General features: G+C 69.5%; 20 protein-coding genes. 12 read left to right on the top strand and 8 right to left on the bottom strand.

What is annotated here, in order from left to right:
• Positions 1-74: 74 nt before the first annotated feature.
• Positions 75-1163, top strand: coding sequence for a hypothetical protein (locus AB0J74_RS20625; protein ID WP_363450128.1), 1089 nt, complete (start codon positions 75-77; stop codon positions 1161-1163).
• Here AB0J74_RS20625 and AB0J74_RS20620 read toward each other — a convergent pair.
• Entirely contained in the window at positions 1135-1518 is a 384-nt protein-coding gene (locus AB0J74_RS20620; protein WP_363450126.1) for a VOC family protein, read from the bottom strand. The two genes, AB0J74_RS20625 and AB0J74_RS20620, sit on opposite strands and share 29 nt — an antisense overlap.
• A 131-nt stretch (positions 1519-1649) precedes the next feature.
• Here AB0J74_RS20620 and AB0J74_RS20615 point away from each other — a divergent pair, with 131 nt between their 5' ends.
• Positions 1650-2372, top strand: coding sequence for a DinB family protein (locus AB0J74_RS20615; RefSeq protein ID WP_363450124.1), 723 nt, complete (start codon positions 1650-1652; stop codon positions 2370-2372).
• Positions 2373-2715: 343 nt separating this feature from the next.
• Here the strand turns inward: AB0J74_RS20615 and AB0J74_RS20610 are convergent, their stop codons facing one another.
• The gene (locus tag AB0J74_RS20610; protein WP_363450122.1) at positions 2716-3180 is read right to left on the bottom strand and encodes a DIP1984 family protein; all 465 of its coding nucleotides are present in this window, start codon (positions 3178-3180) and stop codon (positions 2716-2718) included.
• Positions 3181-3448: 268 nt separating this feature from the next.
• Positions 3449-4570 (bottom strand): carboxypeptidase-like regulatory domain-containing protein, encoded by a 1122-nt coding sequence (locus tag AB0J74_RS20605; protein ID WP_363450120.1) that lies wholly within the window; start codon positions 4568-4570, stop codon positions 3449-3451.
• A 522-nt stretch (positions 4571-5092) separates the two neighbouring features.
• On the opposite strand from AB0J74_RS20605, the gene AB0J74_RS20600 reads away from it, so the two are divergent.
• Complete coding sequence (locus AB0J74_RS20600) at positions 5093-6361, top strand: glycosyltransferase family 2 protein (RefSeq protein WP_363450118.1); 1269 nt, start codon at positions 5093-5095, stop codon at positions 6359-6361.
• Positions 6362-6478: 117 nt separating this feature from the next.
• Here AB0J74_RS20600 and AB0J74_RS20595 read toward each other — a convergent pair whose 3' ends face one another.
• On the bottom strand, positions 6479-7360 hold the full coding sequence (locus AB0J74_RS20595; protein WP_363450116.1) for an NmrA family NAD(P)-binding protein: 882 nt from the start codon (positions 7358-7360) through the stop codon (positions 6479-6481).
• A 102-nt stretch (positions 7361-7462) separates the two neighbouring features.
• Here AB0J74_RS20595 and AB0J74_RS20590 point away from each other — a divergent pair, with 102 nt between their 5' ends.
• Complete coding sequence (locus AB0J74_RS20590) at positions 7463-8383, top strand: LysR family transcriptional regulator (RefSeq protein WP_363450114.1); 921 nt, start codon at positions 7463-7465, stop codon at positions 8381-8383.
• Between the two features lie 120 nt (positions 8384-8503).
• On the top strand, positions 8504-10531 hold the full coding sequence (locus AB0J74_RS20585; protein WP_363450112.1) for an FG-GAP-like repeat-containing protein: 2028 nt from the start codon (positions 8504-8506) through the stop codon (positions 10529-10531).
• Positions 10532-10656: 125 nt separating this feature from the next.
• On the opposite strand, the gene AB0J74_RS20580 is transcribed toward AB0J74_RS20585, so the two are convergent.
• Positions 10657-11040 carry a hypothetical protein gene (locus AB0J74_RS20580; protein ID WP_363450110.1) on the bottom strand — a complete coding sequence of 128 codons (384 nt, stop codon included), beginning with the start codon at positions 11038-11040 and terminating at the stop codon, positions 10657-10659.
• Positions 11041-11290: 250 nt separating this feature from the next.
• On the opposite strand from AB0J74_RS20580, the gene AB0J74_RS20575 reads away from it, so the two are divergent.
• The 3 genes from AB0J74_RS20575 (at position 11291) to AB0J74_RS20565 (ending at position 13569) form a co-directional block, all read left to right on the top strand.
• Entirely contained in the window at positions 11291-11743 is a 453-nt protein-coding gene (locus tag AB0J74_RS20575) for a hypothetical protein (RefSeq protein ID WP_363450108.1), read from the top strand.
• Positions 11740-12135 (top strand): hypothetical protein, encoded by a 396-nt coding sequence (locus AB0J74_RS20570; protein WP_363450106.1) that lies wholly within the window; start codon positions 11740-11742, stop codon positions 12133-12135. The genes AB0J74_RS20575 and AB0J74_RS20570 overlap by 4 nt, the downstream gene beginning before the upstream one ends.
• A 663-nt stretch (positions 12136-12798) precedes the next feature.
• Entirely contained in the window at positions 12799-13569 is a 771-nt protein-coding gene (locus AB0J74_RS20565; protein WP_363450104.1) for a DUF1062 domain-containing protein, read from the top strand.
• Positions 13570-13662: 93 nt separating this feature from the next.
• Here the strand turns inward: AB0J74_RS20565 and AB0J74_RS20560 are convergent, their stop codons facing one another.
• The 3 genes from AB0J74_RS20560 to AB0J74_RS20550 form a co-directional block, all read right to left on the bottom strand.
• Positions 13663-16323: a glycoside hydrolase family 2 protein gene (locus AB0J74_RS20560; protein WP_363450102.1), complete on the bottom strand. Its 2661-nt coding sequence runs from the start codon at positions 16321-16323 to the stop codon at positions 13663-13665.
• A 13-nt stretch (positions 16324-16336) separates the two neighbouring features.
• The gene (locus tag AB0J74_RS20555; RefSeq protein ID WP_363450100.1) at positions 16337-17893 is read right to left on the bottom strand and encodes a beta-N-acetylhexosaminidase; all 1557 of its coding nucleotides are present in this window, start codon (positions 17891-17893) and stop codon (positions 16337-16339) included.
• 157 nt (positions 17894-18050) lie between these two features.
• The gene (locus tag AB0J74_RS20550) at positions 18051-19025 is read right to left on the bottom strand and encodes a hypothetical protein (RefSeq protein ID WP_363450098.1); all 975 of its coding nucleotides are present in this window, start codon (positions 19023-19025) and stop codon (positions 18051-18053) included.
• A 334-nt stretch (positions 19026-19359) separates the two neighbouring features.
• On the opposite strand from AB0J74_RS20550, the gene AB0J74_RS20545 reads away from it, so the two are divergent.
• From AB0J74_RS20545 to AB0J74_RS20530, 4 genes are read left to right on the top strand one after another with little or no spacing between them, the layout of a single operon-like run.
• Positions 19360-20088 carry an ABC transporter ATP-binding protein gene (locus tag AB0J74_RS20545; RefSeq protein ID WP_363450096.1) on the top strand — a complete coding sequence of 243 codons (729 nt, stop codon included), beginning with the start codon at positions 19360-19362 and terminating at the stop codon, positions 20086-20088.
• Complete coding sequence (locus AB0J74_RS20540) at positions 20085-22553, top strand: ABC transporter permease (protein ID WP_363450094.1); 2469 nt, start codon at positions 20085-20087, stop codon at positions 22551-22553. Before AB0J74_RS20545 ends, AB0J74_RS20540 begins: the two co-directional genes overlap by 4 nt.
• Before the next feature lie 23 nt (positions 22554-22576).
• Entirely contained in the window at positions 22577-23809 is a 1233-nt protein-coding gene (locus AB0J74_RS20535; RefSeq protein ID WP_363450091.1) for a sensor domain-containing protein, read from the top strand.
• On the top strand, positions 23797-24441 hold the full coding sequence (locus AB0J74_RS20530) for a response regulator transcription factor (protein ID WP_363450089.1): 645 nt from the start codon (positions 23797-23799) through the stop codon (positions 24439-24441). The genes AB0J74_RS20535 and AB0J74_RS20530 overlap by 13 nt, the downstream gene beginning before the upstream one ends.
• The last annotated feature ends 182 nt before the right edge of the window (positions 24442-24623 follow it).

The following is a 24623-nucleotide window of genomic DNA, read 5'->3' as shown; positions in this document are numbered from 1 at the left end:
GGACGTGACCGCGGGCCGTCAACCTGCCGATCGGGAGATGGCGCCGGTTCCTCCGGCGGGGCGACGGTTCTCGCATGACCTCACGCATCAGGATGTGGCCGGTGGCGGCGGCGCTGTGGGCGCTGGCATACGGCCTGCTCGCGCTCTACTGGTCGACCGGTGGCGCTGGCTTTCCGTTCGGCACCGCCGACCCTGACCCCGGCATCGAAATGGGCATGTCAATTCTTGGTGGTGTGCAACAGGCGACCGCCGCACCGGTGATGGCGTTCTGTGCGCTGGCCGCCGCGGTCGTGGCCGGGCTTCTCGCCATGCGGATCTGGCCCGGCCGCACCGGTGTCACGTTCGAGGCGGCGGCGTGGACGATCGCGCTCGCGCTCGCCATCATCCTGCCGGACTACCGCCCCCTGGTGGCCATCGGTCACCTCCCCGTCTTCCTGGTGGGCAAGCCGTTCGGCTGGCCCGAGGGCGTGAGTTTCGCGTCGCAGGTGCCCTGGCCGGTCGTCAACCAGTTCATCTGCATGCACGGCGGGATACTGTTCGCCTTCGCGGCGCTGGCGCACCGCCGGGCCCGCACAGGCGCCTGCGCCGCTTGCGGGCGGCGTGACCACGGCCACGACCCGGCCCGGTGGGGCAAGGTGGCCGTGTGGATCGCGGCCGGCGTACCTGTGCTGTACGCCGCCACCCGGTGGGCCTGGGCCCTCGGCGTCCCGTTCGGCTTCAGCTCCGCTGAACTCCGCGAGATGGCTCGCGAGATGCCGGGCATCTGGTGGGTCGGTGCGGCCATGGGCAGCATGGGCCTGATCGGCTCGGTGCTGACGGTCGGCCTGATCCGTCCGTGGGGTGAGACATTTCCCCGCTGGATACCGGTGCTCAGGGGGCGCCGGGTGCCGGTAGCGCTGGCCGTGGTGCCGGCGATGGCGGTAGCGGTGCTGGTCACCTCAGCCGGGTTGATGTTCGCGCGAGCCCTCTACCTCGACCCGAGCAAGGGCAACTGGGCCACGATGGGCCCGAGCCTGCTCTGGCCGATCTGGGGTGCGGCGCTGGGCGCTGCCGCGGTGGCCTACCGACTACGCCGCCGGGCGCCATGCACCCGCTGCGGCGACTCAAACTCGCCACCGACGCGGGTCTCGGGCTCTAAGGCCACACTTGCGAGAGGCGCTTGAAGAGCTCAGGATCGCTGTGGCAGGGAATGACACAGATGAGGTGGCCGCCGGGTGCCCGCAGAGTGCGACACTCCAGCCAGCGGCCGATCTCGACGGCGCCGAGAGCCACCAGTCGCGCTGTTTCGGCGTCGACGTCGTCGGTCTCGACGTCGAGGTGGTATCGGGCCTGGTCGTCAACCGCCTGCAGCGACAGGACCACGTCCGGCAACGCGCGGGGCAGCGCGATGAACTGCTCCTCACCGGAGACTTTCGTCGCCGGCACGCCCAGCGCTTTCGACCAGAACGCCGCGGCTACCGGCGCCTCACTGGTCGGCACGTCAATAAGGATCGTCGAGAGTCTGCTGCGATGCGTCACGATCAGATCTCTACCCGCTCGTCCACCTTCGACACCAGCAGCGCATCGCCGTCGCGCACGGTTGGCGGCATGAGTCGTTTGAGTCCCCGCGAGGGTCAAATCTTGCGTGCGGTGCGGCTTAGTCTGTCCGCATGCGACGCTTCAACGACGAAGACCTGACGGGCGCGGAGTTCCGCGAGTGTGACCTGAGTAGGGCGCGGTTGGTCGGCGTGGTCATGCAGGACGTCGAGATCGACGGTTTGGTCACCAACCTGATGGTCAACGGCGTGGAGGTGATGTCGTACGTCGAGGCGGAGCTCGACCGCCGGCACCCTGTGCGGCTGCTGATCCGTTCCGATGAGCCGGCCGACCTGCGCGAGGCCTGGCGACAGCTGAGAAAGGCGTGGGCGACGACCATCGAACGGGCCGGGTCGATGGCCGAGGGCACCGAGAATCGCGGTGTCGACGGCGAGTGGTCGATGGTCGAGACTCTGCGCCATCTCGTCTTCGTGCACGACTCGTGGTTCCGGCGCTGCGTACTCGGGCTGACCGAGCCGTTCACGGCGATGGGCCTGGCACCTGCGTTTGTGCCGGATCAGGAGGGTCTTGGCCTGGACAGGTCCGCCCGGCCGGGCCTCGACGAAGTGCTAACCGTGCGCGATCGGCAGGCGTCGGAGATTGAGGCGTGGCTGGCCGAGGTCACACCCGAGCAGCTCGTAAGGCCCACGCCGGTGCCGGACGACGACAGATGGCCCCCGTATGCCAAGGGTCGGCGTGTGCGCCAATGCCTCGGCACCGTGCTCAACGAGGAATGGGCACACCACGGCTTCTGCGTGCGCGACCTGGACAAGCTGTCGCGTCGGGAGGCCCCGTAGGCGTGGTGATGAGCGATCTCCCGCCAAGACGCGTGCCCCCGTGTTGCGTCAGCGCCAGCCCACCCGCAGCGGGAGGTCCGTTTGAACATCGAAGTTGTGGCGAATGAGCTGTGCTGGTACGCGTTGCGGAAGGCCCCTGTCCCACCCTCGCCGTCGTGGATCTGCACCCGGTAGTAATTCCTGCGCCGTGCGCCGTCACCTGTGTGCTGTGCTGGGCGTGCGTTGTGTGCTGGGGAGTCGAACCCCTGCGCCTGCCCGCGGCGCGCCAGGAGTGAGCCGGATTTGACCCGCCGGCTCTCGGGGTCGTGCACGCCTCCACGTCGGCTACCTGCTCCGCGATGTTTCAGTCCAGTAGGTCGACCTCCCAGTTCGTACGCTGGATCAATGTGTCGACCTCGCGCAGTTGCCGGGCGAGGTCGTCGGCCTGGCTGCGCAGGCGCGCCACTGGTAGCGCGGGGATCATCTTCAGCTCCGACCGCAGCTGCCGAAACGCGCGCTTTCCCTCCCCGACGGCGGCGTCCGCGGCGGACGTGACCATGCTGTGCTGCAACCGAAGCACGTCGCGGCGTGCCAGCGCATCGGTGAGTGTGCCGCCGTCAACCGGTGTCGCGGCGTTGGTGCGGTTGATCCGCCGAATCAGCGATTCCAGATCCTGGAGCACCTCGCGCGCCTCCGCCAGCAGAGAAGCGGCATCTTCCGCCGGCGCCTCGCCTTCCTGGTAACGAGCGTTGGCGACGATGCGGGCACGGAGTTGTTCTGCGCGACGCGCCGCATCCGCGCGCAGCGCAAGAGCCTCAGCAAGCCTCATGGGCACCAGTATGACCAGCCAAGATCCGCCCGGCTTTCCAATTTCGTACACCACGGCACCGCGACTGTTTTCGGTTGTGTGTCCGCGCATGGGTCAGGACGGCTCCTGACGACCACCAACGCCGTCGTCGCGTTGCCGGGCCTGCTCGTGATCGCGCTGAGGGCAGCGCGCCAATGCCGGCAACAGCCCACGGAGCGCTTACCGCCCCGCCCGGAGCACGGGAAACAGCAATCAAGCCCGCGTGAGGGCAAAGACCCCCGTGACAGTATTAGTGGGCCGGCCCGCCGTACGGGTCGTGGCTGAACTGCTGGGTGCTGCCCTGCGGGGGCCCGATGTACGGGCTGGGATACCCGTCAGCCGGCGGCCTCGTGTGCAGCACCGCGGTCGGTGCGTCGCTCATGTCCGGTCCGGCCGGCGCGGTCAGCTGAGTCGCCGCGTGCGGATCCGGCTCGTCCGGCGTGTTCCGGCGGCGGATCACCAACAGGGCCAGCGCGCCGAGGCCGGCGGCGACCAGCAGGCCACCCAGCATGAACGGCACCAAACCGCTGCTCTCGTCGCTGACAGCTTTGACGGCGGGGGGTGCCGCCGCGGCCACGCTGGCCTCCGGCTCGGGAGCCTCGTCAGGTGCCGCCGTTGCGGTGAGCGACGGCGCGGTCTTGGCGGGCGCGGCCACGGCGGGCAAGGTCAGCCGCACGATCGCGGTGTGACCGGCGGAGCCCTGTACGGTCGTACGGGTGGTGCGGTAGCCGTCCAGGGCCGCGACGATCGTGATCCGGCCCTCGGCGATCGTCTTGCCCGCGCCCGACTTGACCGAGAAGCGGCCGCTCCGGTCGCTCGTCGTACGGTATTCGTGCCCGGCGCTGTCCCGGACGGTCACCGCCACGCCGCCGACCGCCGTGCCGCTGGTGTCGCGGACCAGGCCGGACACCCCGGCCACCTCCGACGACGGCTTTGGCGCACCGGCTTGCGGCGCGCCTGGGCCGTGGACGTAGACCATCTTGAATGCGTAGCTGTTCTCCCCGCCGAGCCGCACAGCGACCGAGATGTTGAGACCGAGGGTCTCGCCCGCGTTCACCTGGGGCGCGACGACGGTGGCCTGGAAGTCCTGGCTCTGGCCGGCTTTGAGGTTCGGCTCCGCTCGGCAACCGGTGGTGCATTTCAGGCCGCCACCGACCACCACGATGGCCGATTCGGCCCGGCTCCCGGTGTTCGTGACGCGGAACTGAACGCGAACCTTGTCGCCGGGCTTCACGTTCTCCGCCGACACGCTCAGAATGCTGATGGGTGCCGCAGCGGCCGCCACGGGTGCCGCGAATACCGCGAGCGTCCCGCCGGTCAGCGCTATCAATGCGGCGGCCCGGGCCCATCGGGCACGTAAGCGCGTCGTCACTTCCTGCCACCCTCTCCACGCGCAGGCGACATCGGCCGATGACGCCGCGGGACACTATGCCTCGTCGGGGTTGAGTTGCGCGACCCGCGGGGCCCTAACCCGGATTCTTGCCGTAGCCTCGCGCCGGGTGTTGCTGCCGGATTGCTGGCGGGCGTAAGGCGTGTCCTATGTGGATCAGCGACAGTAGCCGCTCCCATGCCCAGTGCTCGTGGCCACTGGCCGGTCCGTGCCATGGCAGCCCGCGCCGCTCGCCAGCCGGAAATGACCCGGCACGGTTCGACCCCGCTGACCACGCACGTCACACCTTGCGGCCGGATGCCGGTTGGCGCTCGGTCACCCTTAGCGGGTAAGCCGCGCGGGTTAGCAAATCAAGGCCACTCGCGGTCCTCTAGCGCTTGTCGTCTGTCACGTTCGCTCCGAGCTGCCGATGGAACGCCGAGTGCGAATCAAGAAGACTGAGAAAGTCGCCGCATCGGCCCCCCAAATGACGGCGGGATGAGCCCTAGTTCTGATCGGACGGCGATGAGCCTCGCTCTCACTCATGGAGACCATTCCACGACCGCGATCGGCCGTGCACCCAACCCAAGCGACCCAAGGAGCGACGCCGATGTACGGCCTACCCGTCACTGGTATCAGCCTTTTCATCTACCTCGCCGTGGGGTTGGGCGCCATCGCCGTTGGCGGCACGGCACGTGTCTTCGGCCGGCGACGCCGTCGATAGCGACCTACGGGACCCGATACCTGTCTCTGACCGTCATCGTCCCCGCCTACAACGAGGAGGTCGGCCTCCCCGACACCATCGCCGCCCTGCACCGGCAAACGGTCCCACCCGACGAGATCATTGTCGTCGACGACTGCTCGACCGATCGCACCCGCGAGATCGGACTCGCGCACGGCGTTGCCGTCCTCACCCCGCCGCGAAACCTCGGCTCGAAGGCGCGGGCCCAGAACTACGCGCTGCAACACTGCACCACCCACCTGGTCCTGCCGGTCGACGGGGACACGATCCTCGCGGACGACTACATCGAACGCATCAAGCAGCCGTTCCAAGACCCGCGTGTCATGGTCGCGGCGGGGTGCGTCCGCACCCGCTACCAGAAGACGATCTGGGAGAAGGGCCGCGAGATCGAGTACCTGTTCGGGTTCCACTGGTTCCGCCCCGTCCAGAACGCCACCAACGCGCCGGTCGTCTGCTCTGGCTGCTGCTCCGCGTTCCACCGCGGCCAGCTCATCGAGGCGGGCGGGTTCCCGGAACGGACCATGGTCGAAGACATCGACTGGACCTGGACGCAGCAGATCGCCGGCTTCCGCGCGGTCTATGTCGCCGACGCTGTCGCCTACGCCGCGGAACCCGACTCGACCAAGTACCTGCGTAAACAGCTGTGGCGGTGGAAGTCGGGATGGTTCCAGAACGTGCGCCGCCACTCCACGTCCATGATTCGGCGCAAGCCATGGCTGGCACTGTGGGTGGGGCTGTCCCTTCTGGAAATCCTGATCTCGCCATTTTCCGTGGCGCTACCGCTGGTGTGGCTGTTCGTCCTCCACCATGCCGCCCAGGACGTGTTTCTGTGGTGGGCGTTCGGAGAGCTCGCGCTCATGGGTCCCCCGCTGGCGTACGCGATGGTGAAGCGGCGCGTCAACCCACTGAAGGTGTTGTGGATGTATCCGTCCTTCTACGCGCTGAAGATGTTCAATTTCTACTACGACTGGAAGGCGATGTTCGTCGAGCTCGTCCTCGTGCCGCTACGCCTCGCCGAAGGCCTGACGCAATACGAGAAAGGCCATGCCTGATCGAAGGCCTGGACCGCATCGAGGTGAGCCGCGCGTTTCGTGGAATCGGCGTCTCGAGGCTTGTCTCACTGGCTGGTCGCGCCGGGATCAGCCGACCACGGTTCGGGGTCGACGGCGTCAGCTCTCGATGGCTGGCTTGAGTACGTCCTGGCACCACTGGCGGAAGCTGGTGGCAGCGACGGATTCCGCATCGCGGGGCTCGGCGTCATAGATGCCGTCGTTCTGGGCCCCGATCATTCGGGTCATGCCTCGCACCGTGGCCTCGCTCGCGCCGCGTCGCTGCATCATGGCCCCGAGGTCCGCGACCGGCACCTGCCGGTAGGTGATGGGGCGGCCCAGCGTTTCGGAGATGACCTCGGCCATCTGGTTGGGGGTCAGGTTGTCCGGGCTGACCACGGGCACCCGGGCCTGGCCGGTCCACGACTTGTCGAGCAGCAGCGCCGCCGCGACGCGAGCCACGTCGCGGGTGGCGATCGCCAGCAGGGGCCGGTCGGCGGTGTTCGCCATGGAGAAGGTTCCCTGCTCCTTGATTCCCTGGATCTGGCGGAGCAGGTTTTCCATGAAGAACGGCAGAGCCAGCGCCCGGTAGTCGGCGCCGCTGCCCTCGATCAGCGCGTCCATGTCCAGCGCGGCGGACAGCAGCCCGGCCTCTGCCGGGTAGCCGTGGCCGAGGCTGGTGACGCCGACGATCCCGACCCCCTGGCTCGCCGCGGCCGCGGCGGCAGGACGGGCGAAGTCCAGGTAATACCGCTCGGCGGGGACGGGGCTGTCGAACGATGCCGGGGGAACCAGCCAAAACAGCCGGTCGGCGCCCGCGAGCGCCTTGACGATCACGTCGGGGTCGCTGTGCGACCCCTGGACCACCTCGGCACGGGTACGCACGTCCGGAGCCAGCCGGGAGGGGTCGCGGACGACCACGCGGACCGCCTCGCCGCTGTCCAGGATGCGGCCCAGAACCTGCCAGCCGATGTCGCCGGTGGGTGTGGTGATGACGATCATGAGTACCTCCGTGAGCGGGGTGTCGTTGTCGACTGCTAGCCAACCCCCCAGCAAAGGCGCAGGTGAAGGACCATCTCGGTCGCCGTTGATACCCTCGGTGTTATGAATGACGTGGAGGTGCGCCAGCTTCGGTACTTCGTCGCGGTTGCCGAGGAGCTGCATTTCGGGCGGGCCGCTGACCGGCTCGGCATGGCGCAGCCCGCGTTGTCGCGCGCTATCGGGCATCTCGAACGGCAGCTCGGCGTGGTCCTGCTCGAGCGCACGACTCGGCAGGTCGCTCTCACCCCGGCCGGGGAGGTCCTGCTGCGCGACGCCCGTACCGCTCTCGACGCGGTCACCGCGGCTGCCCGCCGGACGCAGCAGGCCGGCAGCCGGTCTCCGCGGCTGCGGGTCGCGCTCAAGGCCGACATCGAGGGCGGCCTGCTGCCGCGAATCCTTGACGAGTACGGCGTCGACGACGCGGCCCTGCCGACCGAACTGGTGCTCGGCGGATTCGGCGCGCAGCCGCAGGCACTGCGCGACGGCCGCGCCGACGTGGCCCTGCTGCTGTGCCCCTTCGACGACCGCGGTCTGGACAGCGAGCCGCTGCTGACCGAGCCGCTCGTGGCCGCGCTGGCTGCCACCGACCCCCTCGCCGCCCGAACAGAGTTCTGCCGGGCCGACCTGGCCGGGCGCCGGCTCATCGGCGGGCCCGCGGCCGGCGCGAGCCCTGAGTCCGGCTCTGAGGCGGAGAGGCCGCCTGCGAACCTGGCCGAGATCCTCAGCCTCGTCGAGATCGGCGCCGTCGTGTTCCTCACGCCCGTCTCGGTGGCCCGGCGCTATCAGCGGCCCGAAATCGCCTACCGCCCGGTCGGCGACCTGCCGGACGCCACGCTGGCCGTCGCCTGGCCCGAGGACGCGCGCTCACCGGCCGTAGCCGCGTTCGTACGCGCCGCCTGTGCGGTCGCAGCGACCGCAGGAACGGATCATGGCCGCCCTACCGCCGCGGAAGGCTTAATGGGCCTGGCGCCGAACAGGCTGTAGGGCTGGATGTCGCCAGCCAGCCCAGCAACACCGTCTCTTATGGACACCCTCGAGAGTGACGTTCCGGCGCGTACCGACGCTGCTAAATGCGAACGGATTCCACGGGGATTTGGAGCGTGAATGTTGGTGCAGACCCGAAGGCTCGGCCGCATCGCCGTTGTCTTCCTGATAGCTGTGCTCGCGATGGTGGCATCGGCCACACCGGCGGTCGCGGCGGCTTTGAGGCCGCCCACGGCGGTCGCCGCCAGGGCGACGTCGGCGACATCGATCGAGGTGAGTTGGCAGGCCGTGGCCGACGCCACCGGCTACGAGGTGCGGCGCGCGACCGTGTCGGGTGGACCGTACACCCTGGTCGGGACGGCGGCCGGAACGTCGTACGCGGACAACACGGTCGCTTCGGAGACGGTCTATTACTACGTCGTGCGGTCTCGCTCCGGGAAGCGGGCGTCGGCCGACTCGGTCGAGGTGTCGGTGCTGACCTCGCTCTCGAAGCCGGTCGAGGTCCGGGCGACCGCGGCGGAGACGAGCATGACGCTGCGCTGGAAAACGGTGCCCGGTGCCGCCCGGTACGAGATCGTCCGGCTGAGCAACGCGGTGCCGGTGGAGACGGTGGTCGGTAGCACGACGTCGACCGAGTATCAGGACAGCGGCCTGGTGACCGCCACCCGCTATGTCTATTGGATCCGGGCGATCGGCGCGGGCGGCGCGACGGCAACCTCCGACGCAGTGCGTGTGTACACCGGCCGGGCCACAACCACGACGGTCACCGTGTCGCCCGGGTCGGTCGAGTTGGGGCAGCGGATCCTGCTTATCGCGAGCGTACGGTTCGCGGACGGCCGGATTCCGATGGGAGAGGTAGCGTTCATGTCCGCGGGCGGCGCGGTCGCGTTCGCGAACGTCGACGGCACCGACGGGACCGCGGTCGCCATGGTCAACGGCGCCGGATGGACTCCGAAGCCCGTGTACGCCCAGTTCCAGGGCAACGACGGCAACCCGGCCGGGGCCAGCGCGTCCGCCGATGCCGTACCCGTGGTTACCCAGCGCTATGGCTCCGTCGCCTTCGCCGCCCCGTCATGGCTGGAGCTGGGCTCGTGGGAGCAGGCCGTCGCCGCCGGCGACCTGACCGGCGACGGGCTCGCCGATGTGGTGGTCACGACGACCGAGTATTCCGACGACGCACACGACCACTCGGCTTTCCTGTTCGTCCAGGAGGCGGAGAACCAGCTCGTGCTGCGACAGCAGGTGGCGATGTCGACGCCGGCCGGCGGCAGCATGTACCCGGTCATCGCCGACCTGGACGGGGACGGAAGCAACGAGCTGGTCGTCGCTACCGGCGACGGCGTCGACGTCTTTCGTCGTACCGCGTCCGGGCTCTCGGCTGCCGAGCACGTGTCGTTCGCCGACGACGTCAACGACCTGAAGCTCAACGACCTGGACGGCGACGGCCGGACCGACATCGTCGCGGTCACCGACAACGGAGTGCTGGTCCGGTACGGCGACGGCGCCGGCGGGTTCGCGCCCGCCGCGGTCGTCTCGGCCCATCGCGGTTTCGTGCTGGACGTCGTCGACATGACCGGCGACAGCCGCCCCGACCTGGTGGTGCAGCTCGGCCAGGTGATCCAGATCAGCAGCCAGACGGCGCCCCGGTCCTTCGCCGACCCGGTGACGTACCAGGCTCCCGCCGGATACCTGCGTACCGTCGGCTCGATGGCCGTCGGCGACGTGACCGGCGACGGCCGGAACGACGTCGTCGTCACCGTCTCCGGCAACGCACCGGACGCCCAGGTGCAGGTCCTCTCCCTCGGGCAGTGGACCCGCTATCCCGTTTACGAGGTGCCGGACGCGATCGCCATCGCCGACGTGAACAACGACGGCCGTGACGACGTCGCCATCACGCACGGCGGCTGGAGCTCGGCCGGCGTGCTGCTGCAACGGCCGGACGGCTGGCTGGGCAACGAGTTCCTCAGGTCCCAACTGCCGCCCGCGAGCTCGTTCACCCCGCGCGGGCTCGCCGTAGCCGACATCAACAACGACGGCCTGAAGGACCTGCTGATGGCCAACTACAACTACGGCCTGGTGGTGGCACCGCAGCTGCCTGCGGGGACCTCAGCGACGTCGTCGGCGAAAGTCCGCGTCGGCAAGGACTAGACACACTCGCACCTGCCCGGGTCGTGGCGCCCGGTTGACCTGCGCGACGCGGGATCCAACCAAGGGTCCATGACCCGGGCCGGCCGCGCCGCTGTCGCCGTACCAACGAGAACTGGACGTCCAGGTCAGTCCTCTGAATCTGGATAGTGCAAGATGACCCCCCGCCAGTACGCGACGCCGAGCGCGACCGCGGCGCCGAACCAGAGCAGCGCCAGGACCCGGGTCGCACCCTGGTCAGTGGCGATCCAACCCAGCCCGATGAGGAAGAACTGGACCGCGAAGATCGCGCCGACGGTGAGCAGCATGTGTCGTACCGGCGGAACCCGGCCCCGCGTGCCGTCCGTCTGACCGGTGAGGAACCACCATCCGAAGGCCAGGCCCAGCCCGGCGAGCATCATCGGTGCGCCCCAGATCCGGAACCCGGGCTCGGAGACGAGCAGTACCACCAGCCCCAGCGGGAAGAGCAGCATGGACAGTGTGAGGGCCGAGCCGCTGGCCAGTCTGCGCATGGGCTCGCTCCTCCTCGCACGATCGCCGTCCACCCGCTCCGCAGCCACCCATACCCCGGGAACAGGGATTCTCCAACGCGTCGGCCTGCCGGTGGATTTCGGCGTACTTCTCCATACCCGTTAGATCCTCGGGCTGTTCCCGGGCCGTTCCGCCCGTGTTCGGGTCCGTTCGGTTCCGTCCGGAAACCTGGTGTGCAGACTCATCGGCCGCGACGATTCTCCTATCTCGCAATCACCTAGGAGGACGTCTGTGCGGACGAGAAACTTCATGCGCCTGACCGCGATCGCGGTCGCCGTTGTCGGCTCGCTCGCCCTCGGCGCCGCGCCTGCCGCGGCGGTCGCATGGGAAGACGACGATGCTGTGCTCAGCACCTCGGGTGGGCCGCCTGGGTCGCTGCCCTGCGTGACCGACCTCGCCGAACCGTGGGAGTTCGCCAAGGCCTGCTGGGAGGCGTACGGAGACAAGATCTGGGTCGGCAACGTGGACAACGCCACCGGTTCGACCGCGGTGGTCTACTGGACGAACTACTACCCCAAAGACACGACCGTTTATCGCAATGGCCAATGTGTGGCCGCCACGCCCAACGGCTGGTGGGGCGTGTGCAACAAGGACATGCACGAGAACAGCCTGGTCGCGTTCAAGGTGTGCGACAACACCTCGAACCTCCAGATCTGTGGTCCGGTCAAGAAGGTTCGGACTTGAGCATGCGCAAAATGATCTCGGCCGGCGCGGTCGGCGCCCTGTTGGCCGCCGGGCTGGCGACACCCGCTTCCGCCCACCCGGGTGGACCTCCGTCGGGACCAGACATGCAGTGCAGGTACGACGCTTTCGTCGTGTCCTGCTTCGAGCAGGACGGTGACGACTTCTGGGTCTATGACGCGGAGCAAGACAGCGCCTCTGCCGAGATCGACTGGTACACCGACTACGGCCGGACCGGCTACTGCCGCAACTCGCACGGCGTGGTGACCTGGCACGAGTGCACATTCGACATGGCCGAGGGGCACACCGTCTTCTGGACGCACTGGACGTACGATCAGACCGACGGCACCAAGACCTACCGGTCGGGAACGTACACAGCACCGATCAGCTCCTGACCGCAGTTTCAGCGCCTCCGGGGCGGTCGCGGATGACCAGCACGAGGCGCATCACCGAGGTGCTGATCGCCGAGGACAGCCAGAAGGTCGCCGAGTTGCGTTGACGACTACCGGCTGCTGACCTTCCCGGCTGTCGTCGGCGACGCCAAGCATGTCTGCACACCGCGGGCGGCTCAACCTCGCGCACGACCGGCACGGGGGTCGTGCATATCCGCGGTGCCAAGCTGGCGTACACAGCGGTCTGAAGGACGCCGCTCAGCCCACCCGCACGGCGGCGCTCGCCGAGGTGCTGCACCACGTCGAGAAAAAACGTCCACCCGGGACAGTTCGGCATCCGCGCGTCGAGGTTGGGTGCCGCGGCGACCGCCGCCCGGAAGGCGCTTGATCGCCCATCAGCCGCAACAGGCTGCAGAGGTTTTCCACCGCGGCCTTGCACCACCCCCTTCCGACAACCGACAGCGGGTTTCCCCACCCTCCGGCGACGGGGCCACGCGGAAAATCTGTTGCCCGGCGGGCCGCGGGTTGACCATGCTGACGCGCATGGGTCAGTGACCAGTGGCGCACGTGCGCGATGAAGGCGGGTTCGAGTCACCTCCCCGTCTGTGACCGCCGTGCCACTCGAAGCCCGCACCGGATGACCGGTGCGGGCTTCCCTCACGCGACGTGATCCGCGACGTCGCGCCAGCCGGCGTGCTCCCCACCGAGACGCCGGCTGCCCGCCACTGGATCCGGGAGGCACCCATCGCGCTGCCGGGCGCCTCCTGCCAAGACATTGGAATCGCCCAAGCCATGAATAGTTCCCGCCCTATCCGCGTGCCGGCCCACGGTCGCGGACCTGGCACCGACCGCAAAGCGCTGTGGGTGGTCAGCGAGCTCGGACTGCCCACCATCGTCAGATCCTGCGTCTCATGCGGGTCCACACGGCACAGTCCCACCGGCAAGATCCGGGTCAACGCGAACCACAAGCTGCTCGACGTGTGGCTGCTGATCTGCTGCGACCGGTGCGACCGCACGTCGAAGATCCCCGTCCACGAGCGCGTCAACGTGCGGGCGCTCGGCAACGAGCGGCTACTGCGGTTCGAGAACAACGATCCGGCAATGGTGCGACAGCTGACCATGGACCCGACGCTCGCCCGTAAGGGCGCCTACCAGCTCGACTGGACCGGCACCTGGCAGCTGGACACCGACATACCGTTCTACGACCTCCAGCGCGAGGATGCCGCGCCACTCGAGGTCATCGTCAGGTTCGAACTCCCAGCTCCCATCCGGGTCGAGAAGCTGCTCACCACCGGGTTCGGCCTGAGCCGTCCCGCCGTGCGAGGCATGGTCGACTCCGGGCGCATCCGCCTGCCCGTGTCCATCGACGCCAAGGCCCGCGAGGACTTCGCCTTCCTTGTCGTCACCGCCCCATCGCTGTCACCCGAGCGGGCATGAGGTGCCGCCCCACGGCGCGATGACCGGCGCGGTGGGGTGGCCCCTACCATCCGGGCCGCCGGCCGTCCCGGCCGCGCGGATCCGACCTGGGCATCACGGTATCGGTGTCGATGTGGTCGGCACGTTGTAGCCGCGTACGCGTAGGTGGGGCGCCTGACCGGCCAGATCGCCGGTCTGGTAGGTCGCGGTGATCGTCGTGGACTCGCCTGGCCAGAGGGACACGTAGTTGTCGGAGTAGCTCACCGGCACCACCTCGGTGCCGCCGTTCCCCGCGGTCACCTCCGGACGTACGAAGAACGCGATGTTCGTCGGGTCGTTGTTGGTCAACGTGATCTGGACGGTTTGCTGCGTGCCGGCGGTCGTTCGCGTGGCGGTCGCGGCCAGGTTCGGGTTCGCGGCCAAGGCATTGAGGCCCGTCAAGTTGGCGTAGCTGCGCACCGCCGTCTTGTACCAGGTGCTCTTGTTGCCGAGCTGGTCCGGACTGGTGGAGTACCAGTACAGGTTGTTGCTGACCAACGCGCCGGAGGAGTCCCGTAGCTGCAGGCGGATCAGGTACGTCGTGGACAGGCCGGTCAGAGCCGGAAGCGTCAACAGTCGGGTCGAGGCGTTGGCCGGCGCGGTTGCCGCCACCTGTGTCGTGTAGGCCTGGGTCAGGTTGGGAACATTGTAGACAGTCGCCTTCGCGGTCAGCCCGGCCTGCGCGATGAGCGTCGAGTTGACCACGTACACGGCGCGGGTGGCGTAGTCGTACGCGATGTGTACCGGCTCGTTGGCCTTCTTGCTGCCGAAGTATCCGCCGCCGGGCTTGAGGTAATAGTCGTAGAGGTTCCAGTGAACGGAAGGCCAGGCGTTGTTCTGCATCCAGAAGATGACTCCGAACGACTGCGAGAACTCGTGCGAGTTCCAGGCCTCGAAGAACGAGCGGGTGTTCTCGTAGTTCTGCAGCTCCGACTTGCGCGAGTAGTCCGCGATCGTGGCGGCGGCGCCGTACCTGCCGGTGAGGCCGTCGTTGAAGGCCTTGGTGTTGTCGAAGACGCTGCGCGCCTTGCCGGAATGGAAGTTCCAGGCGGTGCTGGTCGGGGACAGGTCCGCTGGAGCGAGGAAGCGCTGGAGGCTTTCCAGCGGTGGCGGCGCCTCCGTGCCCTCCTCCGCGGTGGTGCCGAAGGCGCTGCCCGCCTGCGTGGTGTCCCACCACAGCACCGGCGGCTCCCACACGTAGGGGCCGTCCATCTTCGTGCCGGCGTTCGCGTTGGACCAGGTGGCCACGTTGTCCAGCGCGGGATTCTGCCAATGGAGCCCGCTCGCGATGTTCTTGTACGCGGTGAGGTGCGCCGCTGTGGGCGGCTGGTCGCTGCCGTATGTCCAAAGATAGGCGCTGGCGTGCGCGCGCAAGGCGCGCATCTGGGTGTCGAGGGAGGCGTTGGCGACCTGGGCCTGCTCGGCCGACCAACCGCTGTCGTTCTCCCACGCGCTGCAGCAGACGAATCCCGACATGATCATGACGCCGGCCTGGTCCGCGAGGTCGTACAGCTCCTCGTTGCCGAGCGTGCCCTCCAGGCGGATCGTGTTGAGCCCCATGTCCTTCACGTACTGCACGTGGGCGGCGTTGGTCCGGGTGTCCCAACGCTGCAGCAGGTCCCACATGTAGCCGCCGCCGCGGAAGAAGATGGGCTGGCCGTTGACCTTGTACCCGGCGAACGACGTGCCGTTGACAGTTGTCCGGTAGTCGGTGAACTGGCGGACCCCGAAGTTCACGGATCGGGTGTCGGAGGTCGCCCCGGCGACGGCGGCGGACACGCTCAGGTTGTACAGCTCCGGCCTACCGAACTGGTAGGGCCACCAGAGGGCCGGTGCGGTCAGGTGGAGCTGGGGGTAGGCCGCGGTGTCGAAGACGACCTCGCGACGCTCGTTGGCGGCCAGCGTCACGGACTGGCTGACCGAGACGGTCGGGTACCCCGCCTTCGTGATGGTTCCGGCGACGGTCGCGGTGACCGGTGCGTTGGTGGCGTTGACCGCGTCGACATAGACGGTCAGGTCCGCGGCGTTGGTCGCCGGCAAGGGCAGGGTCGTGCGCACGTACGGGTCGCGCAGGGCGACCGGCCCGGTCGTCTCCAGCAGGGTCTTGCCCCACAGGCCGGCGTTCATGTCCGGCGCCTCGGGGTTCCAGTCGACCGTGCAGAACGACAGGTCGGCGCAGTCGTGGGCGGGCGGGGTCACGAGGACAGCGACGGCGTTCAGGGCGCCCGGCCGGATGATCGCGCCGACGTTGTATTCGTGCGCCGCCATCGTGCCGACCGCGTTGTTGTCCAGCAGCGTGCCGTTGACCCAGATCTGGGCGCGGTAACTGATCCCCTTGAATCGCAGCCAGTATGCCTGGCCCGGTGTCGCGGCCGCCGCGCTGAACTCGCCACGGAACCACCAGTTCTGCTTGGTCAGGTCGGGCACGGATTGCAGGTTCGTGCCGAAGTAGATGTTCTGGTAGACGTTGTTGGCCACCAGCCCGGCGAGAACGGTCGACGGTAGCGTGACCGGGCTCCAGCCGGTCGTGGCGTACCCAACCTGCGAGATCGTGGAACCGGTGTCGGTGACCGAGGTCGCGGACCTGAGCCTCCAGCCCGACGTCAACTCGGTGGAACCGACCGTGGCAGCAGCGGCTCGGTCGGCACCGACACCGCCGATGCTGAGGACCAACCCCAGCAGCAGCGCCGTGACCGTCAGGGAGCGCAACCAGTGGCGACTAGTGCGGATAGACATGGGCAGGTTCTCCTCACGACCCGGTCGGCCAGACCACCTGCTTCGAGGGGTAGTAGTTCACTCCCATGACGCGCCAGCGCGGACCCTGCGCGCCGAGCCGTTGCGAGAACGCGGTCCAGTCGTGTGTGCTCGCGGGTGACCAGCCGAGCTCGGCGATGGCGGGCAGCCGCGGGAACGCCATGTATTCGATGTCGGCCAGTGTCTGGATGGTTTCCGTCCACAAGGGCGCCTCGACGCCGAGCACACTCGCCTCGCCGACGCCGGCCAGGTAGGCACCCGGATCCCAGCCGTACGCCGTCTGGACCTCGATGAACCCCGCCCACCGCTGGCCGAGTTTCGTGCGGGCGTCGTACTTCATGTCCAGATAGGTGTGATTGGCCGGTGACATGACCACCTTCGCGCCGGCTCGGGCCGCGTCCGACACCGCCGGATCCGTAGTGGTGGTGCCCCAGAACTGCGCGATGATCTCGGCCGGCGGGACCTGCGCGTGGACGATGTCGTGCCACCCGGCGATCGTTTTGCCGTGCGCGGCCACGATCTGGTGTACGCGTACGACGAACGCGTTGTAGTCGGCGGCCGTGGTCGAGCTGGCTTCGTCACCGCCGATGTGCAGATATGGCCCGGGCGTCAACGCCGCGATCTCGCCGAGCACCTGGTCGAGGAACGTGTAGGTGATTTCCTTGTTCACACACAGCGAGCTGAATCCGACCTTGGTTCCGGTGTAGAGCTTCGGCGCCACACCATCGCAGTTGAGTTCGGCGTACGAGGCCAGCGCGGCGTTCGTGTGCCCGGGCATGTCGATCTCCGGAACCACCGTGATGTAGCGCGAGGCGGCGTACGCCACGATCGCCTGGTAGTCGCTCTGCGTGTAGTAGCCGCCCGGCCCGCCGCCGACGTTGGTGCTGCCCCCGTAGATCGCGAGGTTCGGCCAGCTGTTGATGGCGATGCGCCAGCCCTGATCGTCGGAGAGGTGCAGGTGCAGCCGGTTGACCTTGTAGAGCGCGAGCTCGTCGATATAGCGCTGCACGACAGCGACCGGGAAGAAGTGCCGTGCCACGTCGAGCATCGCTCCCCGGTACGGGAAACGGGGGTAATCGACGATCCGACCACCCGCGACCGTCCACGGCCCGGACTGCACAGTGCTGCTCTCGATCGCCGGTGGCAGCAGTTGGCGCAGCGTCTGCACGCCGGCGAAAAGGCCAGCGGGTTGATTGGCCCGGATGAGGATCGAGGAGCTCGTAACGTCAAGCTGGTAGCCCTCCGCGCCCACGTTCGTGGGCGCACCCGACAGGAGCAGGCCGATGCCGTTGCCGGGCAACGGGCTCGGCGCGTCCGCCACCGGCAGCGGGTATCCGGTCGACCGGCGCAGTAACGACGCGAGATAGCCGCCGACCTGTGCGGCAGGTGCCGATCCGGGCTCGACGTATATCGACGTGGTGCTCGTGAGCGTGTTCACGACGCCCGCGGTCGACGTCACGCTGACCGGCGCCGGCACCACCGACGTCAATGGCGTCGCGGCAAGGGGCGCGGCGAGCGCTGTTCCCGGCACACTCAACGTGGCAGAAGCCACGAGCGCGAGGGTGAGCATCGTGGTTCTTCGGCCAGCGCGACTCGTCATGGCCATCCTCCGGGGGGAAGGCGCGTGTAGCGGCGACGGGGGCTCGCCATGCATCGACCCTCGTCAGTCGCAGAGGCTCACGGTAACCCCGCGGAGGTGATAAGGCAAGTTACTTAACAGTTCGAAATCCGGCCGACTCCTCGCTGCAGATCGGTCGGGTCCGTTCGGCATAGGAGCGGGCTGCCAGGATGAGCGCGAACCCGAGGCCACCGAAGCCCAGGCCGCCGAAAGCGATCATCCAGATGTTTCCGGAACTGGTGGTGAACGGGGCTTCGGGCGGTGGTGCGGGCAGCACCGTCACGCTGACGAGCGAGGCGTAGAGCAGGAGCAGAACGCCGTACCCGGCCAGGCCGACCGCGCACATCCAGGCCGGGAGCAGCGGCAGCAGCCGCGGCACCCGCCGGCCGGACAGGATCGGCGTAGACCACCGCGGAAACACCTGGCCCCACGGGTACATCAGTCCAAGGAGCAGAAAGACCCCGCCCAGCCCGGCCAACACGGTGACATCCACGCCCGCCGCGGCCAGCGCTCGCACCGGCGCGGACGCTCCCGCGCCGGCCGACCGCCATCCCTCGGCCGTGACGCCGAGCGCATCGCCCCCGAGAGTCCAGATGGTCTTGACCGCCGCCCATGGCAACAGCCCGGACATGAGTAGGTAGACCCTGATGCGGGTCCGTCCGGCCGCGACGCTTGCCGCTGGGTGCGTGAGCCGGCCCCGGTAACCGCCGGCGTGGCTTCCCCCGCACCTGGGGCACCGCCCGCGCAGCCGCCGGCCGTAGGCGATCGCCACCGAGGCCAGCAGCACGGTGCCGACCGCACTCAACAAAACGTGCGCCAAACCGGTGACGCTGTCGATGGAAAGGGCCGCCAGCATCACCAAATGGCCCGGAAGAGTCGCCATGTTGGCCGTGAACACGGAGATCGCCAGCGCCAGCGAACCCAGCACGACCAGCCGGCCGGGTCGGCCGAAACGCCGCCTCGTGGCCACGCTCGCCGCTCCGCCCAGCAGCGCGACACCGGCCAGCAGAAGCTGGACCACCGGGTGGTAGGAGATGTGTGGAGACCACGGCACATCGACCCGCAACCCCGCCCAGGCTGCCTGTACTCCGGCATACAGCACAGCCCAGATGGCAGCGGCCGTTGGCATCCAATCCGGCCACCGGCGCCGGGCGGCCAGGACGTGTGGTCCGGCTTGAGAACGTCTTATGGCAGCGGGCACCGCGGTTCTCCTCGTTCAGAGATGGCCAGGCGGGTAGCAGCGCCACCATCGCAAGCCAGGACCCTGGTTCCCTCCCCTGGCGAAGGGAACCGCCTCCCCCCGGCGGGGGACCGGCACTTGTCAAGGAGGGCCAGCCATACCTCGGAGATGGCAGTCCGCCGTGTGTTTCCGGACGGCCGCTTGCCGAAGGCTGATGGTCATGGGAAACACGGTGGTCGACCTGGTCGGCGTGACGAAGAGTTATGCGGGCGGCGCGGGAGTGCGCGCGCTCGACGCGGTTTCAGTGGGCTTCGAGGCAGGCACGTTCACCGCGGTGATGGGCCCGTCCGGATCCGGCAAGTCAACATTGCTGCATTGCGCGGCCGGCCTCGACCGGCCTTGCGACGGACGGGTGTTGCTGGCCGGGCACGAGATCGGGCGGCTGCGCGAGCCGAAGCTCACCGAGATTCGCCGCGGCCTGGTCGGGTTCGTCTTCCAGTCGTACAACCTGCTCGATTCGTTGTCGCTCTGGCACAACGTGCTGTTGCCCCAGCGGCTCGCGGGGACGCGGCCCGACAAGGCGTGGACGCGTGAGGTGATGCGCCGGGTCGGCCTGGCCGGACGCGAGAACGACCGGCCGGCCCAGCTCTCCGGCGGCCAGCGGCAGCGGGTCGCGTTGGCCCGGGCGCTCGCGGCCCGGCCTCAAGTGATCTTCGCGGACGAGCCGACCGGCGCGCTCGACCTGGCCACCGGCCGTGAGGTGCTCGGTCTGCTTCGCGAGGCGGTCGACGACCTTGACACGACGATCGTGATGGTGACCCACGACCCGGCGGCCGCCGGCTGGGCCGACCGGGTGGTGTTCCTGGCCGACGGCCGCGTGGTGGACGAGCTGCACTGCCCCTCGGCCGAGAAGGTCGCGGAGCGGATGACCGCGGTGAGCGCCCGATGATGCGGCTGGCTCTGGGCACACTGCGGCGCCATCGCGGGGCGTACGCCGGCACGTTGATGGCTGCGATGCTCGCCGTCGCCCTGCTCGCCGGCGGTGGGCTGCTGCTCTTCTCGGTACTGACCGCGAAGCCGCCGGCCGACCGGTTCGCGGCGACCACGCTGGTCGTCTCGGGCGATCGTGAGGTCAGCGTCACGTCCGAGACAACCAAGCACAAGAAGGAGGGCAAGACCAAGGTCAAGCGGAAGACGAAGGCCGAGCGGCTGACCGGCGCGGGTACGTTGCCGGCCGGTCTGGCCGGGCAGATCGCGAGGGTGCCAGGCGTGACCCGGGTTGTCGCGGACTCGGCGTTCCCGATCCAGCTGTCCGGAACGGATGGCTTGCCGTTGCTAGCCGCCGATGACGCTCCGGTGATCGGTCACGGCTGGCAGTCCGCGGCGCTCACGCCGTACGCGTTGCGAACCGGAAAGGCGCCCGTGCGGGGTGAGGCCGTGATCGACGCCGATCTGGCTGCCCGCGGCCGGGTCGAGGTGGGCGACAGGCTGCTGATGACCAGCCGGACCGGCGAACGGCCGGTGCGGGTGAGTGGCATCGCGGCGCCAGCCGGACGCGACGGGCTGCCGGCGCAGGGCGCGCTGTTCGTTCCCGACGACGAGGTCGCCGCGGTCTCCGGGCTGGCCGGGCCGACCGCCGTCGGAGTGTTCGCGAAGCCGGGGACCGAGCTGGGGGAGGTGGCCGGCGACGCTGCTATCTACCGGGGGGACGAGCGCGTGCGGGCCGACCTGCCGGGGGCACTGCCCGACTACATCGGGCCGATCTCCATCTTCGGTTTCGTCATCGGCATCACGGCGTTCGCCGCGGTCTTCGTACTCACCGGCACGGTCACCCTCGGCGTGCGGCAAAGGTTGCGCGAGCTCGCCCTGCTGCGCACCGCCGGCGCCACCCCTGGCCAGTTGCGACGGCTGCTCGGGCTGGAGAGCGTTCTGCTGGCGGCGGTCGCCGCGGTGCCTGCGATCCCGCTCGGGCTCGTGTTCGCCCGGCTGGTCGCGGCCCGCTTCCAGACACTGGGCGCGGTGCCCGCCCAGTTCGAGGTGCGGACGAACGTGCCGGTCCTGCTGCTGGCCGCGGCCGCCGGCATGCTGGTCACCTTCGTGGCGGCGCGGATCGCGGCCCGGCGGGCGGTGCGAATCGCGCCGACCCAGGCGCTCACCGAAGCCGCCGCCGCTCCAGCCGCCGCTCTGCTTCCCCGCCTGCTGGTCGCGCTGGTCACCGGCGGCGGCGCAGTCGCTGTGCTGACGTTCGTGCCGCTCGGCGGCCCGCTCGGGATGGGAATGAGTTTCGTGTCGTCGGCGCTGCTGCTGTGCGCCGTCGCGGCCGTCGGGCCGTGGCTGGTGCGCCCGCTCACGCTGTTGGCCCGGCCGCTCGGGCTGGCCGGGCTGCTGGCCCGGACCGAGTACCGCCGGGTGGCCGCGGTGGCCGTGCCGCTCGTGCTGATGTTCGGGATCAACGCGACGATGCTGCTCAACAGCACCCTGCTCGCCCGACTGGCCGACGAGCAGCAGGCCGCCCGCAACGCCCCGGCTGCCGTGCAGGTTTCCGCGCCCGGCGGCCTGCCGCTCGAGGCCGTGCGGCGGATCGCCGCGACACCCGGCGTGACCGGTGCGGCGGCGCTGCTGCCGACCCGGGTGATCACGGTCAAGGGTGGCAAACCGGAGGACTACCCCGCACAAGGCCTGCTGTCCGCCGGCGAGACCTCGATCGACCTCGCCATTCGTTCCGGGGCCTACCAGGCGGACGGTGCCGGCGCGAGCGAGGCGATGGCCCGGCAGCAGGGCTGGAAGGTCGGGGACCTGATGCCGCTCTGGCTGCCCGACGGTGAGCGCGTGGAGCTGCGCCTGACGATGGTGTACGCCCGGGACCGTGGCTTCGGCGACATGGTGCTCCCGGCCGATCTGGTAGCCAGGCACGACCCGAAAGGACTCGTCAGCACGATCGGGCTGCGCTACACCGGAGACACCCCTGAGTTGCCCGGCCTGCGGGTCGTGCCGAGTGCCGCCGCTGCGGCCGCCGGCGACGCGTCCGAGCAACAGGGCGCGTGGGAGCTCATGGTGGTGATCTCGCTGAGCTTCACCGCGATCGCCGTGCTCAACACCTCCGCGATCGCCACGGCGGGCCGGCGCCGGGAGTACGCGGACCTGCGGCTCGCCGGGGCGACGGCCAGGCAACTGCACCGGCTTGCCGCAGCCGAGGCGCTGGTGACCGTGTTGGCCGGGCTGGTGCTCGGTGCGGCGGTCACCGGGGTGGTGGTCGGCGCGTTCAGCACGGCCCAGGACGGCACGCTGCGCTGGATCGTCGACCCGGCGACGTACGCGACGATGGCCGGCGCGGTCGCGGCGCTGGGTGTGCTCGCCGGCGTGCTGCCAGCCCGCCTGCTGATCCGCCGGCGGGCACTGGCGGCGACGGCATGATCCGGCAGCTAGGCTCCACCCCCGTGCGCCAAGTGATCATGAGGACCGGGCGGGCGCTGGCCTATCTGGCAACCGGCATGATCGCCGGGCCGATCGGGTTCGCGTGGAGCCTGGCCGCCGCCCTCGTCACCACGGCGACGTCGTTCACCCATCTCGGCGGGTACGCGTTCCTCGGCGGGGCGTGGGGCACCCGGCGACTTGCCGGGATCGAGCGGCGCCGGGCCGGCTGGGTGCTCGGCGCTCCCATCGCTACGCCCTACCTGCCGGTCACCGGTGACCGGCTGCGAGCGCGGGTCGGCTCGGTCGCGCGGCAGCCGGCGTCCTGGCGCGACCTGGTGTGGCTGGTGCTGTGCTTGCCGATCGGCCTGGTCACCGGGGTCGCCGGGATCGTCGTCGCGGTCGTCGGGCTCGCCGCGGTGGCGGCGCCGGCCTGGGCGTGGGCCGTGCCCAACCCGCACGCGCCGTGGCCGATGAAGCCGCTGCTGACCACCACGCCTGGTCGGTTCGCGCTGACCGTGATCGGGCTGGCGCTGCTGCCGGTGATGCTGTGGGTGGTACGCGTCATCGCCCGTGGACCGGCCCGGCTGGCGGCCGCGCTGCTCGCTCCCGGTGAACACCGGCGGTTGGTCGACGAGGCCGCCCGGCTCGCCGAGACCCGTCGCCGGGTGGTCGACGCGCAGGCCGCCGAGCTGCGCCGGATCGAGCGCGACCTGCACGACGGCGCACAGGCCCGGATCGTGGCGGCCGGCATGACCCTGGGGCTGGCCGCCCGCAAGTTGCGCGCTGACGGCAACGCCGCGCCCGACGTCGACCTGGCCCGGCGGCAGCTCGACGACGCACTCGGCGAGCTGCGCCGCCTCGTCCGCGGCATCCACCCGCCGATCCTCACCGATCGCGGCCTGCATGCCGCGTTGGCCGCTCTGGCCGGGGACTGCCCTTTTCCGGTGGCGCTGCACGGCGACCCGGAGGCGCGATATCCGGCCGCGGTCGAGTCGGCCGCCTACTTCGTCGTCGCCGAAGGTCTCACCAACGCAGCGAAGCACGCCGCCGCGACCGTTGGCGCGATCGACGTCGCTCGGGTGGGGAACGCGGTCCGGGTCGAGGTCAGGGACAACGGCCGCGGTGGCGCCGACCCGGCCGGCGCCGGGCTTGACGGCCTGCGCCGCCGGGTCGAGGCCCTCGACGGCACCCTGATCCTGACCAGCCCGCCCGGCGGGCCGACCGTCCTGAAAGCGGAGCTCCCATGCGCATCGTGATCGCCGAAGACCTGGTCCTGCTCCGGGAAGGGATGGTGCGGCTGCTCACCGAGACCGGGCACACTGTGGTCGCGGCCGTCGACGACGCCGAGGCGCTGATCGCCGCGGTCGAGGAGCACCGACCCGACCTGTCCGTGATCGACGTGCGGCTTCCGCCCGGCTTCCGCGACGAGGGTCTGCGGGCGGCGCTGCGGATCCGGGCCGGCGACCCGGAGGCGAAGGTGCTGATCGTGTCGCAGTACGTGGAGCGGGCGTACGCGGCGGATCTGCTGGCCGACGGGCGTGGCGGTGTCGGCTATCTGCTCAAGGACAGGGTGACCGCGCTCGACGACTTCCTCGACGCGGCGGAGCGGGTTGCGGCCGGCGGCACCGCGATGGACCCAGAAGTGGTGCGGCAACTGTTCAACCGCAACGGCGGCCGCCAGGGCGTGGACGGACTCACCCCACGCGAGCGGGAGGTGCTCGGCCTGATGGCGCAGGGACTGTCCAACTCGGCGATCTGCGCACAGCTGGTGCTCGCCGCGGTGTCGGTGGAGAAGCACATCGGCAACATCTTCGCCAAGCTGCAACTGCCGCCGTCGGACGACGTGCACCGCCGGGTGCACGCCGTCTTGGCGTACTTGAACAGCTGAGGTACGCGCCGGTCGGTCGCCGAGCCGCCCGCGCACGTGACCTGTCGGCGGGGTCGGAGTGTGTTGGCGGGTTGCGAGCCGCTAAGGCTCGGGCTGCGCCAACGAGGTGCTCGTTTCGCGACAATGTCCTCGGCTTGTCAAATGTCGTCATCGACAACGCCCGTTTCATGAGCCGACTCCGC

The sequence above is a fragment of the Asanoa sp. NPDC049573 genome (genome assembly GCF_040676615.1).
In the GTDB taxonomy this organism is placed as follows: domain Bacteria; phylum Actinomycetota; class Actinomycetes; order Mycobacteriales; family Micromonosporaceae; genus Asanoa.
This window is presented reverse-complemented; position numbering and strand designations above follow the sequence as displayed.